Genomic DNA, 10,251 nt, shown 5'->3' on the forward strand with positions numbered 1-10,251 from the left:
GCGACGACCCGGACCGGCGTCGCTCCGTCCGGCCCCGGGAACACCCTCAGCTCGAGCCCGTCGAGGTAGTCGTACTCGGCCGAGTCCTGGCGGACCCCCGCAAGCAGAGGAGACCGCGGATGCCCGACCACGCGACGCGCGGCAACAACCTCGACCGCGTCAGGCGGCACAACCTCTCGGCGATCCTCCGCCTCGTGCACCGCGGCGGCCCCCGCTCCCGCTCGCAGCTGACCCGCCTGACCGGCCTCAACCGCTCCACGATCGCGGCGCTGGTCGGCGAGCTGGTGGAGCTCGGCATCGTGCGCGAGCGCGAACCCGCCACACCGAACCAGGTCGGCCGGCCGAGCCCCGTCGTCGAGGCCGATCCCGGAGTCGTCGCGCTCGCCGTGAACCCCGAGATCGACGCCGTCACGGTCGCCGTGGTCGGCGTCGACGCCGTCGTCCGCCGCCGCATCCGCCGCTCCGCCTCCGTCCCCACCGCCGAGGCCGCCGCCCGTCTGGCGGCCGAGGCGGTCGCCGAGCTGCTCGCCGAGCTGCCCGAGGAGACGCGGACGGTCGGCATCGGCGTCGCGGTGCCCGGCCTCGTCCGCGACGCCGACGGCCTCGTCCGGGTCGGCCCGCACCTCGGCTGGGACGACGAGCCCTTCTCCCGCATGCTCGCGGACGCGACCGGCCTGCCCGTCCTCTCGGCGAACGACGCCAACCTCGGTGCACTCGCCGAGAGCGTCCTCGGCGCCGGCCGCGACGTCTCGCACCTCGTCTACCTCAACGGCGGCGCGAGCGGAGTGGGCGCCGGCGTCATCGTCGGCGGCGCGCCTCTGCACGGCATCGACGGCTACGCGGGGGAGATCGGCCACACCCTCGTCAACAGCGCGGGCATCGACTGCCACTGCGGCGCCGTCGGCTGCCTCGAGACCGAGGTCGGCCGCGCCGAGCTGCTCACCGTGCTCGGCCTCGACGAGAGCGAGCGGCTGGAGGAGGCGCTCGCCGCCTCCGAGGACCCGGCCGTCCGCGCCGAGGTCGAGCGCCAGCTCGGGCACCTCGCGGTCGCCCTGCGCAACGTGATCAACGTGTTCAACCCGCAGCTCGTGGTGCTGGGCGGCTTCCTCGGGGCGCTGATCGGAGTCGCGCCGGGGTTCCTGGAGGAGCGCCTGGGCCGCGGCGGCCCCTTCCGGGTCGCGCTCGACTCCGTGCGCATCGTTCGGACCGAGCTCGGCGCCGATCTGCTCATGCTGGGCGCCGCCGAGCTCGCCTTCGAGCGCCTGCTCGCCGACCCGCTCGGCACTCCGCTCCACCCGGTCTGACCCGACGGCGGGCCGAGGGGTGGCGCCGCTGTCCGACACGTGATCGAATTGATTCGACCGAGCGGCGTGGAGCCGACGAGGTCCGCTCCCGCGCCGAGGACGACACCGGCCGACCCCCTCCCTCCCATACCGCTGCGCCCTGCGCAGGAAGGCACTCCGTGTCCACTCCCGCCTCGACTCCGACCGGCTCCCTCCCCGTGCACCGCCACCCGGGCGACGCCCTGACGGCCCGCCAGCGCCTCGTCTACGTGATCGTCCTCGGCTCGCTGACCGCCCTCGGGCCGTTCACGATCGACCTCTACCTGCCGGCGTTCCCCGCGCTGCAGAGCGAGCTGAACGTGTCGGAGGCGGCGGTCCAGCTGACCCTCACCGGCACGACCCTCGGCTTCGCGCTCGGCCAGCTGGTCGTGGGCCCCTGGAGCGACGCGGTCGGCCGGCGCCTGCCGATCCTCCTGGCCACCTCGCTGCACGTGCTGGCCTGCGTCGGTGCGGCGCTCGCCCCCGAGATCGTCACCCTCGGCGTCTTCCGCTTCCTGATGGGGGCCGGCGCGGCGGCGGGCGGCGTGGTCGCGATGGCGATGGTCCGCGACCTCTTCGGCGGACGCCCGCTGGTGCGGATGCTGTCCCGGCTCGCCCTGGTGTCGGGCCTCGCGCCCGTGCTCGCGCCGGTCATCGGCTCGCAGCTGCTGCTGATCATGGACTGGCGCGGGATCTTCGTCTTCCTCGCCGCCTACGGCGTGCTGGTCGTCGCGGCCGTCGGCCTGCTCGTCGTCGAGACCCGGCCCCGCGCCGCCCGACACGAGCGCGAGCACCGCTCGCTCGTGCAGCGCTACCGGGCCGTCCTCAGCGACCGCGTGTTCCTCGGAGTGGCGGTGATCGGGAGCATGACCTTCGCCGGCCTGTTCACCTACCTCTCCAGCTCCTCGTTCCTGTTCCAGGGCCTCTACGGATTCGACGCGCAGCAGTACGGGCTGCTCTTCGCCGTGAACTCGCTCGGCGTCGTCCTCGGCGTGCAGGCGTCCTCCTACCTCAGCCGGAGGATCGGGCCGCAGTGGATCCTCGCGATCACGACGCTGACGCTGTTCACCTCCGCCGGCCTGATCGCCCTCTTCGACGTGCTCGGGCTGGGGCTCTGGGGCACGCTCGTCCCGCTGTGGTTCTTCATCGCGTCGTGCGGCTTCAGCTTCCCGTGCGTGCAGGTCCTCGGCCTGGTCAACCACGGCCGGGAGGCGGGGACGGCCGCGTCGTTGCTCGGAGCGGTCAACTTCGGCACCGCCGGACTGCTGTCGCCGATATCAGGGGTCTTCGGCGCCGGCTCGGCCGTGCCGATGGCCGTGGTGATGATGGCGACGGCGACCGTGTCGATCCTGGCGCTCTGGCTGATCGTCCGGCCGAGGAGCGTCCCGGCGCTGCAGGACTGAGCGCTCGGCTCCGGGCCCCGGCGGTCCGGCACGCCCCGCTCCTGCAGCTCCTCCCGGGTGTTCGGGCCCTCGCTGGATCCGCTCCCGAGCGCCGCTGCTACAGTCCCCTCCCATGTCCTCCCGCGACTCCTCCGCCCTGCTCGCCGAGCTCTCCGACCCCGACCGCGACGTCCGCCTCCGTGCGGCGATGACCCTGGGCGAGCTCGCCGAGCCCGCCACCGCCGAGCCCCTCGCGGCGCACCTGTGGGAGGAGCCGGACTTCTTCGTCCGCGACGTGCTCACCTGGTCGCTCGGCCGCCTCGGCTCCGCCGCCGTCCCCGTCGCCCGCGAGGCGCTCGGCCGCGAGCCCCGGGTGCGCACGCAGGCGCTGCACGTGCTCAGCAAGATCCTCGACCCGGCGACGCTCGACGACATCGCCCCGCTGGCCGCCGACTCCGAGCCCGCCGTCGCCGCGAAGGCCCGCTTCGCGCTGGGCCGCCTCGGCGACGAGCGCGCGCTGCCGGTCCTGCTGGGCCTGCTCGGCGACGACGACGCGGAGGCGCAGAACGTGCTCACCGACGTCCTCGCCTCCTTCGGCGCCGCGGCCGTCCCCGGTCTGGAGCAGGCCCTCCGCGAGGGGTCCGCGCCGGCCCGGCGTCACGCCGCTGCCGCACTCGGCTACCTGGGCGACGACGCGCGTCCTGCCGTCGACGCGCTGGACGGGGCCGCCGGCAGCGACGACTCCGCGCTCGCGGTCTCGGCCGTGATGGCGCTCGGCTCGATCACCGGTCCCGACGCGGCCGCCGCCCTCGAACAGGCCTCCGCCTCGGACGACTCCCGCGTGAGCGCCGTCGCCGCGCGGCTTCTCGCCCGCTCCTCCGAGCCGACCCGGCTCGACGCCCTACGCGCCGCCCGCCTGGCCCGCGCGGCCGGCTGAGCCGCGCCGCGAGACCCCCGCGGGGGAAGGCCGGGCATTCGCACGGCCGGTCGAACCGTGCCACGAACCCGGCGCACGGACGCCGGGCTTCCGAACCGTCGGCCGAGCCGCCCCGCAACCCCCAGCGGGGGAACGCCGGGTGACGGCATCATGTCCGGATGGATCACCGCGACGACCGCCTGTCGACCGAGCCCGGAATCGCGCGCCCCGACGCCGTCCAGCGTGCGCGGATGCGCGAGCAGGTGCCGTCCGACGACGTCGCCGCCCGGCTGCTGACGAAGGAGGCGGCCCACCGGGTCTCCCGCCGCTGGCCGCTGATCTCCGCGTCGCTCGCGATCCTGCTCACGGTGCTCCTCGCCGTGCTGATCGCCTTCCGCCCCACCTCGGCCTTCCGCTTCGACGTGGAGTGGATGGACGAGATCGTCGAGCACCGCTCGCCGGTCTGGGACATCCCGGCCCTCGTCATGAACACGGTCGGAGCGGGGCTCGTCGGCACGACGCTCATCCCGCTCGGCATCGTCGCCGTGCTGCTGGTGTTCCGCAGGCGGTGGGCCGCGCTCTACTACGCGATCGCCGCGCTGGTCAGCGTGGGCGCCACCCAGCTCGTCAAGGAGCTGGTGGGACGCGCCCGTCCGGCCGACATGCTCGTCACCAGCGACTACGGCTCCTTCCCGTCCGGCCACACCGCCAACGCGGCGACGACGGCGATGGTGCTGGCCCTGGTGTTCCCGCTGCTGTGGGTCTGGATCGCGGGCTTCCTCTACACCGTGGCGATGATGGCGAGCCGCACCTACCTCGGCGCCCACTGGCTGAGCGACACCGTCGGCGGCCTGCTGCTCGGGATCGGCGTGGCGCTCGTGGTCTGGGCTCCGCTCGCCGGCCGCCTGCGCACCGAGGCCGAGCTCCCGCACCCGCCGATCTGGATCCGCCGCACCACCTGACCGGCGCAGTTCTCTCCGCGCGAGGGCTTCGAGGCCCCGAGGATCGGCGCCCGAGGAGCGCGGAGGCTCGCCGATCAGCCGAAGGCGGCGAGGGAGTCGAGCTCGTTGAAGGTGTAGACGTGCAGGCCCGCGAGGCGGTCGCCCGCCGCCGCTTCCAGGCGCGCGACGAACGCGGACGGGTCGAAGCGGCGTCCGCGGAGGAGCCCGCCGGCCACCGAGGTGCTCCGCTTCAGGAAGCCGAGCGAGGAGCCCACTCCGATCCGCGCGCCCAGCGTCAGCAGCCGCGAGCGCTCGACCGGCCCCGGCACGCCCGCCCACAGATCGACCGTGATCCCCGTCGCGCGGAGCCGATCGGCGTAGCGGACCACCGCGTCCACGTCGAAGCACATCTGCGTGACGATCGAGCGGATGAACGGAGCGCGCTCGCGCAGGTGCCGCTCGATGCTCTCGTCGGAGAGGTGCGGGTGGCCCTCGGGATAGCCTGCGATGTCCAGGGCCAGCCCGGGTGAGATCTCGCGGGCGTCGCGGATGAGCTCGAGGCTCGTGGAGTAGGTGCCGGCCGCCGAGGACGCGTCGCCCGAGATCACGAACGCCTCGTCGATCCCCGCCTCGCCCATCCGCCCGAGGACCCGCTCGAGTGCGGCGCGGCCCTCGACGTTCCGCGCCGCCAGGTGGGGCACCACGCGGAACCCGCGCCCGGCCAGCGCGACCGCGCAGTCCACGGTCCGCTCGGTCCCGTGCTTCGGCAGGCTCGTCACGGTCAGCGTCACCGCGGAGGGGTCCGGGAACGCCCGCGCGGCGCGCTCGCCGATGTCGTCGGCCGGGATGATCTCGAAGCGCGCGCGGGTCATCGGCCCAGCCTGCCACGCGGAGCCGGAGCGGTGCGGGTGGTGGCCGCGGCCGCACGAGTGTCGGAGGGGCGCCCTAGCCTGGAGCCGATCGCCGCCCGGTGGTCGCGGAAGGAGTCGCGTGTACCTGGAGTCCGGCCGCGTGGTCACGAGCCCCACCGACCTGTCGAACTGGGCGGCCTGCGAGTGGGCGGTTCTCCGCCGGTTCGACGCCCTGCTGGGCCGCGCCCCGCGCCTCGAGGCCGAGAGGGACGGGATGCTCGAGCGCACCGCGGTGCTCGGCGACGAGCACGAGCACCGCTTCCTCGCCGAGCTGAAGCGCACGCACGAGGTGCTCGAGTTCGAGCGCCCCGAGCCCGCCGGCTACCCCGCGGCGGCCGAGGCGGCCGTCGAGGCGATGCGCGCCGGGGTCGACGTGCTCTACCAGGCCACCTTCTTCGACGGCGAGTTCCTGGGCTTCTCGGACTTCCTCCTCCGCACCGCCGACGGCGCCTACGAGGTCTACGACACCAAGCTCGCCCGGCACGCGAAGATCCCGGCGCTGCTGCAGCTCGCCGCCTACGCCGAGCAGATGCAGGCCCGCGGCATCCGCGTGGGGGAGCAGGTGCACCTCGTGCTCGGCGACGGCTCCGTCACCAGCCACGAGCTGGCCGTCGTCGCCCCGGTCCAGCGCGTGCAGCGCGCCCGGCTCCGCGCCGTGCTCGACGAGCGCCTCGCCGCCGACGAGCCGCTGGCGTGGGGCGATCCGCGCTACCCCTCCTGCGGACGCTGCTCGGTCTGCGCGCCCGAGGTCCAGACGCACCGCGATCCGATCCTCGTCGCCGGGATGCGGCTCGACCAGCGGGCGAAGCTCGGGGCGGCCGGCGTGCTCACCCTCGACGCGCTCGCCGAGCACGACGGCCCCGTCCCCGGGCTGAGCGCGGGCGCGCTCGAGGGCCTGCGCGCCCAGGCGCGGCTGCAGCTGCGGTCGGAGTCCTCGCCGGTGCCGGCCGTCGAGGTGATCGACGCCTCCGTGCTCGCCGGGCTGCCCGCCCCCGACCCGGGGGACCTCTTCTTCGACTTCGAGGGCGACCCGCTCCACACCGAGGACAACCGCGAGTGGGGCCTCGACTACCTCTTCGGCATGGTCGACGACCAGGAGCGCTTCACCGCGCTCTGGGCGCACGACCTCGCGGCCGAGCGCCGGGCGCTCCTCGACTTCCTCGCGCTCCTGCGGGCGCGCCGGGCCGAGCACCCCCGGATGCACGTCTACCACTACGCCTCCTACGAGCGCAGCCACCTGCTCTCGCTCGCGCTCCGCCACGGGGTCGGCGAGGAGGAGGTCGACGCGCTCCTGCGCGACGGCGTCCTGGTCGACCTGTACCCGGTGGTGCGGCGGGCGCTCCGCGTGGGCTCGCGCAGCTACTCGCTCAAGAAGCTGGAGCCGCTCTACATGGGCGAGGAGGAGCGGGACGCGTCCGGCGTCACGAACGCCGCCGACAGCATCGAGATGTACGTGGAGGCGCGCGCCGCACAGAGGGCCGATCCTGTCGAGGGGCAGCGCGGGCTCGACCTCGTCGCCGAGTACAACGCCTACGACTGCCGCTCCACGCTCCGCCTGCGCGACTGGCTCCTGGAGCTCGCTCCGCCGCGCGAGGAGCTGCCGCCGCTGCTCGAGGTCGAGATCCCCGTGCCCCGCGAGCCGCACCCGGTCGCGGTCGCACTGCTGGCGCAGGTCGAGGGGATCGAGCCGCGCGAGCGCACGGCCGACCAGACCGCGCTCGCCCTCGCCGGCGCGGCGATCGACTACCACCGCCGCGAGGCCAAGACCTTCTGGCAGGAGCACTTCGACCGCCTCCGGCAGCCGCTGGACGAGTGGGCGGACACCCGCGACGTCGTGATGATCGACCGGGTCGAGGTCGTCCGCGACTGGGCGAAGCTCCCGCGCGCCCGCACGCAGTCGCGCGAGCTGCGGATCCTCGGCCGGCTCGCTCCCGGCAGCAGGCTCGGCACCGGCTCGTCGCCGTACCTGGTCTACGAGGCCCCGGCGCCCCCTGGTGCGCCCTCGCCCGGTCCCGGTCTGCGCGGCGCCTCCGAGCGCTCCGAGATCCTCGCGGTCGACGACGACGGGGAGCGGATCGTCCTGCTCCTCAAGGAGGGCCTGAAGGCGGGGGAGGATCCGCACGACGACGCTCCGGTCGCCCTCGCCCCCGCGCCGCCGCCGCGCGCCGCGCCCCAGCCCGAGGCGATCGCGGAGTGGGGCGGCGAGGTCCTCGACGCGCTGCCCGCGATGCTGGCCGACCCGGCGCTCGACGTCCTCCGCCGCGTGCCGCCGGGAGCCGTCGCTCCTGTGCAGGGCGACGACGTGATCGGCGCGGTCGTCACCACTCTGCTCGGACTCGACCGGGCGACCCTCGCGGTGCAGGGTCCGCCCGGCACCGGGAAGACCTACGTCGGCTCCCACGTGATCGCACGGCTGGTGAACGAGCACGGCTGGCGCATCGGCGTGGTCGGCCAATCGCACTCGGTGGTCGAGAACGTGCTGAGCGCCGTCGTCGGCCGCGGCGTCGATCCCTCCCGCGTGGCGAAGGTGCCCAAGAACGGCACGCCGCCCGAGGCGCTCGAGGCGACGCCCTGGGCGCCGGTGAAGAACGCGGCGGCACTCACCGCGGTCCTCGAGGAGGGCGGCGGCTGCGTCATCGGCGGCACCGCCTGGACCTTCGCGAATCCGGTCACCGTGCCGCGCCGCTCGCTCGACCTCCTGGTGGTCGACGAGGCCGGGCAGTTCTCGCTCGCCCCGACGATCGCGTCGGCCGTCTCCGCCCAGCGGCTGCTCCTGCTCGGCGATCCGCAGCAGCTGCCCCAGGTGAGCCAGGGCGCGCACCCGGAGCCGGTCGACGAGTCGGCGCTCGGCTGGCTCGCCGACGGGCACGACGTCCTCCCGCCCGAGTACGGCTACTTCCTCGCGCAGACCCACCGGATGCACCCGGCGCTCTCCGACGCCGTCTCCGAGCTGTCCTACGAGGGCGCGCTGCGGTCGCGGGCGCCGCAGGTGCGCCACCTCGAGGGGGTCGAGCCGGGCGTGCACTCCGTCCCGGTCGAGCACGCGGGCGACACCACCTCCTCGCCGGACGAGGCGAGGCGCGTCGTCGAGATCGCCCTCTCCCTCGTCGGCCGCGCCTGGACCGACGAGCACGGCGAGCGGACGCTGACCGCGGCCGACGTCATCGTCGTCGCGCCCTACAACGCCCAGGGCGGGCTCCTCCGCACCGCCCTCGACGCCGCGGGCCTCGAGGAGACGCCGGTCGGCACGGTCGACCTCTTCCAGGGCAGGGAGGCGGTGGTCGCCATCGTGTCGCTCGCCGCGTCCTCCGGGGCGGACGTCCCGCGCGGAATGGAGTTCCTCCTCCTGCCCAACCGCCTGAACGTCGCGGTCTCGCGCGCGAAGTGGGCGGCGTACCTGGTGCACTCGCCGGCGCTCGCCGCCTCGCTCCCGACCTCGCTGACCGGCCTCGGGCACCTCTCCGGCTTCCTCCGCCTGCTCGAGCGGGGGGAGCGGGCCGCCCTGTGACGGATCCGGTGGCCGGAAGGCGCGCTCCGCTCCGATTCCGTCGGTGCTCGGCATGGTGGACGACGCGATCCGTCGCTACGGTGTCCCCATGAGAATCCTCCTGGTCGGCGCCGGCGGCGTCGGCGACGCCTTCGCGAAGATCGCCGCGCGCCGCTCCTTCTTCGAGCAGATCATCGTCTGCGACTACGACCTCGCCCGGGCCGAGCGCACGGTCGCGTGGATCGCGGAGCGGCACGGTGCCGACGACCGCTTCGTCGCCGCGCGGATCGACGCCTCCGACGCCGAGAACGTCGAGACCGTCGCCCGCGCGCACGGGGCGACCCACGTGATGAACGCCGTCGAGCCGCGCTTCGTCCCGACGATCTTCGCCGGAGCGCTCGCCGCCGAGGCCGACTACCTCGACATGGCGATGAGCCTCTCGCTCCCGCACCCCGAGCGGCCCCACGAGCTGACGGGGCTCAAGCTCGGCGACGAGCAGTTCGCCGCGGCGGAGGAGTGGTCCTCCCGCGGCCGCCTCGCGCTGGTGGGCATGGGCGTGGAGCCGGGACTCTCCGACGTCTTCGCCCGCTACGCCTCCGACCACCTCTTCGACGAGATCGACGAGCTCGGAGTGCGCGACGGCGCGAACCTCGTCGTGCACGACGCGGACGGCCGCGAGATCTTCGCTCCGTCCTTCTCCATCTGGACCACGATCGAGGAGTGCTTGAACCCGCCGGTGGTGTTCGAGCGCGACCGCGGCTGGTACACCACCGCCCCCTTCTCGGAGCCGGAGGTGTTCGAGTTCCCCGAGGGTATCGGCCCGGTCGAGTGCGTGAACGTCGAGCACGAGGAGGTGCTGCTGATGCCGCGCTGGCTCGACGCCAAGAAGGTCACCTTCAAGTACGGCCTCGGCGAGCAGTTCATCGGCGTCCTGCGCACCCTCCACCTCCTCGGCCTGGACAGCACCGAGCCCCTGCGGGTCCGCTCGGCCGGCGGTCCCGTCGAGGTCTCGCCGCGCGACGTCGTCGCCGCCGCCCTGCCCGACCCCGCCGGCATCGGCCCGCGGATGACGGGCAGGACCTGCGCCGGCCTCTTCGTCTCGGGCACGAAGGACGGCGCCCGCCGCGAGGTGTACCTCTACCACGTGAGCGACAACGAGTGGACGATGGCCGAGTACGGCACCCAGTGCGTGGTCTGGCAGACGGCGCTCAACCCGGTGGTCGCGCTCGAGCTCCTCGCGACCGGCGTGTGGACCGGCGCCGGAGTGCTCGGGCCGGAGGCGTTCAGCGCCG

7 protein-coding genes are annotated in these 10,251 nt (G+C 74.4%); 6 read left to right on the forward strand and 1 reads right to left on the reverse strand.

Annotation, left to right across the window (positions count from 1 at the left end; translation table 11 throughout):
- The first annotated feature begins 119 nt into the window (after positions 1-119).
- The 4 genes from C5C36_RS16935 (at position 120) to C5C36_RS16950 (ending at position 4,582) form a co-directional block, all read left to right on the forward strand.
- A complete protein-coding gene (locus C5C36_RS16935) occupies positions 120-1,304 on the forward strand; it encodes an ROK family transcriptional regulator (RefSeq protein ID WP_104227455.1) in 1,185 nt (394 codons plus the stop codon).
- A gap of 158 nt (positions 1,305-1,462) precedes the next feature.
- Entirely contained in the window at positions 1,463-2,725 is a 1,263-nt protein-coding gene (locus tag C5C36_RS16940) for a multidrug effflux MFS transporter (RefSeq protein ID WP_104310097.1), read from the forward strand.
- Between the two features lie 112 nt (positions 2,726-2,837).
- Complete coding sequence (locus C5C36_RS16945) at positions 2,838-3,641, forward strand: HEAT repeat domain-containing protein (protein WP_104310098.1); 804 nt, start codon at positions 2,838-2,840, stop codon at positions 3,639-3,641.
- Positions 3,642-3,799: 158 nt separating this feature from the next.
- Complete coding sequence (locus C5C36_RS16950) at positions 3,800-4,582, forward strand: phosphatase PAP2 family protein (protein ID WP_244229597.1); 783 nt, start codon at positions 3,800-3,802, stop codon at positions 4,580-4,582.
- Between the two features lie 74 nt (positions 4,583-4,656).
- On the opposite strand, the gene C5C36_RS16955 is transcribed toward C5C36_RS16950, so the two are convergent.
- The gene (locus C5C36_RS16955; protein ID WP_104258262.1) at positions 4,657-5,433 is read right to left on the reverse strand and encodes a methylenetetrahydrofolate reductase; all 777 of its coding nucleotides are present in this window, start codon (positions 5,431-5,433) and stop codon (positions 4,657-4,659) included.
- A gap of 118 nt (positions 5,434-5,551) precedes the next feature.
- Here C5C36_RS16955 and C5C36_RS16960 point away from each other — a divergent pair, with 118 nt between their 5' ends.
- Together C5C36_RS16960 and C5C36_RS16965 are read left to right on the forward strand one after the other, a co-directional pair.
- The gene (locus C5C36_RS16960; RefSeq protein WP_104310099.1) at positions 5,552-8,980 is read left to right on the forward strand and encodes a bifunctional RecB family nuclease/DEAD/DEAH box helicase; all 3,429 of its coding nucleotides are present in this window, start codon (positions 5,552-5,554) and stop codon (positions 8,978-8,980) included.
- Between the two features lie 88 nt (positions 8,981-9,068).
- A partial coding sequence (locus C5C36_RS16965) for a saccharopine dehydrogenase family protein (protein WP_104310100.1) occupies positions 9,069-10,251 on the forward strand: 1,183 nt, incomplete at its 3' end.

Origin of the sequence: Rathayibacter sp. AY1G1, from assembly GCF_002932095.1 — a bacterium.
In the GTDB taxonomy this organism is placed as follows: Bacteria; Actinomycetota; Actinomycetes; order Actinomycetales; family Microbacteriaceae; genus Rathayibacter.

What these genes read in the sequence shown, in the direction of transcription:
- C5C36_RS16950 (WP_244229597.1), top strand. Translation starts at nt 3,800, where the DNA reads ATGGATCACCGCGACGACCGCCTGTCGACCGAGCCCGGAATCGCGCGC.
- C5C36_RS16945 (WP_104310098.1), top strand. Translation starts at nt 2,838, where the DNA reads ATGTCCTCCCGCGACTCCTCCGCCCTGCTCGCCGAGCTCTCCGACCCC.
- C5C36_RS16935 (WP_104227455.1), top strand. Translation starts at nt 120, where the DNA reads ATGCCCGACCACGCGACGCGCGGCAACAACCTCGACCGCGTCAGGCGG.
- C5C36_RS16955 (WP_104258262.1), bottom strand. Translation starts at nt 5,433, where the DNA reads ATGACCCGCGCGCGCTTCGAGATCATCCCGGCCGACGACATCGGCGAG.